Source organism: Parafrankia discariae (assembly GCF_000373365.1).
In the GTDB taxonomy this organism is placed as follows: Bacteria; Actinomycetota; Actinomycetes; order Frankiales; family Frankiaceae; genus Parafrankia; species Parafrankia discariae.
Map to the genome: position 1 here is coordinate 1 of NZ_KB891190.1, position 1,667 is coordinate 1,667.

At 63.0% G+C, this 1,667-nt stretch carries 1 protein-coding gene and 1 pseudogene; both read right to left on the reverse strand.

All coding sequences use genetic code 11. The features are described 5' to 3' along the window. Nucleotides 1-95 precede the first annotated feature (95 nt). A pseudogene (locus tag B056_RS0110235) lies at nucleotides 96-563 on the reverse strand (FAD-dependent oxidoreductase); the annotation flags it as partial. A gap of 481 nt (nucleotides 564-1,044) precedes the next feature. Beyond that, nucleotides 1,045-1,431 (reverse strand): hypothetical protein, encoded by a 387-nt coding sequence (locus B056_RS0110240; RefSeq protein ID WP_018501769.1) that lies wholly within the window; start codon nucleotides 1,429-1,431, stop codon nucleotides 1,045-1,047. Between the last annotated feature and the right edge of the window lie 236 nt (nucleotides 1,432-1,667).

Here is a 1,667-nt window from a genome sequence, read left to right on the forward strand (position 1 = left end):
ACCCGAACAGACCCCGAACCAGCCAGGCACCACCACAGAACAACCAGCTCAATAGTTCCTACAAGATCTTGCCTCGATCAGGTTGACGGGTTCCGGAGCACGCCATCCCCGACGACCGCCAATCGCGAGGACGTCACGAGATCCCGGCGTAGTGCGAGCGTGTCCTCGAGCGTGCGTAGGACGTGGACTCCGTCCAGTTCGGCGTCGCAGGGAAGGCGCCGGGGGCGGACCCCGGTGGCGATCACGATCGTGTCGGCGCGCAGGGTACGACCGGACGCGGTGCGCACCGAGCGTGCCGCAGTGTCCAGGCCGATCGCGGCGTCACCGAGAACAAACTGGGCGTCCAACGCGGACAGTGCCGCCGACGCCCGCAACTGGACCCGCTCGGGCTCCCACAGACCGGACAGGACTTGTTTGGAGAGCGGCGGCCGGTCGTAGGGCAGGTACGGCTCGGCACCCAACACCGTCAGGCTGCCCTGGTATCCCTTGCGACGCAGGAACTCTGCGGTGGACAGTCCAGCGGCGCAGGCACCGGCCACCAGAACGCTGGAGGGAGTACTCATAGGAACTTTCCTTCGCATCCACATTTTATTAGAGGGAAATCTAGCGAGACGTCACGGGCGATCGCCGGTCTCAAGCGAAACCGTGACGTTAACGGTGTCAACAACGCCACTGTCTGTTGAATACAGCGATGGAGCGCAGTCCCGAATAGGCGGTGTAGCTGGCTGCACCACCGGATTGGAGCCCACTCTCCCGCGCCCGGACAGGGGCTCTTCTACCACAGTCCCTAAGGCCCTGATCGGGGAGCAGTGATCGTGTCCGGGGTGATCCCGACCGCAACTGTGCTGCTGTTCGTGTCCGTAGTCACGGCATCTCCAACCTGATCTCGGTACCTCACAAGGATGCCTAGGCGGGGACCTTCTGGGCGTCGTCCTTCTGCCGACACCTCCTACTACTGAGAACGCAGTACCCGCCGCCGGGTGGGTCGGTGCGGATGAGGTGGGCGGCAGACGATGTTCGTGTGGTCTCGCTCGCGAGCGAGCGTCAGCGGATCCCGCAGAGGGTGAACGTCGCCAAGAGTGCGATGTTGTGGAGCGTGAACTGGTCGGCTGTCGAGTCGCTCAGGTCGTAGCGCTTGGCCATCGAGGGCGTGGTGAGCTCTCTGGCGGCAGCCATGTCAGAGCAGTCAGCCTCGCCGTCACTGAGGATCTTCTTATCGGTTTTTCCCTCGGCCAACCCGGGAAACTGCTGGCGGAACTGGCCGACGTACGTGGGGGCGCCATCCCCGATCCCGATTCCCGGACTTGCCGACAGGAACGGCGTGGTGGCCGACGACGGCGACTCTTCGGGTGAAAATTCTGCCGGGTCGATCGGGCCGCAGGCAGCCAACGACGCGATGGCCATGCCGATAAAGATAATTCGTTTACGCATGACTCTCCCTGTCATGTCATTCGCCTGTCTGCCACTCAGAGGATCGTGCTGATGGTCCAGCGGAAACGTCCGGTGTCGCCCACTGGACGATCTGGAGACGGATTGAGGCTGGGTACGACATAAGCTTGTCCGATCAGGCCTGGGCGAGCTCAACCCGTCAGTGCATCAACCGCTCTGCGAGAGTAGCAGGTGATTGAGTCTTTCGGCGGGTGTATCCCAGTCCAGGGTCTGACGCG

Excerpts from the sequence above, each read along its gene's own strand:
- B056_RS0110240 (WP_018501769.1), bottom strand. The coding sequence starts at position 1,431 with ATGCGTAAACGAATTATCTTTATCGGCATGGCCATCGCGTCGTTGGCT.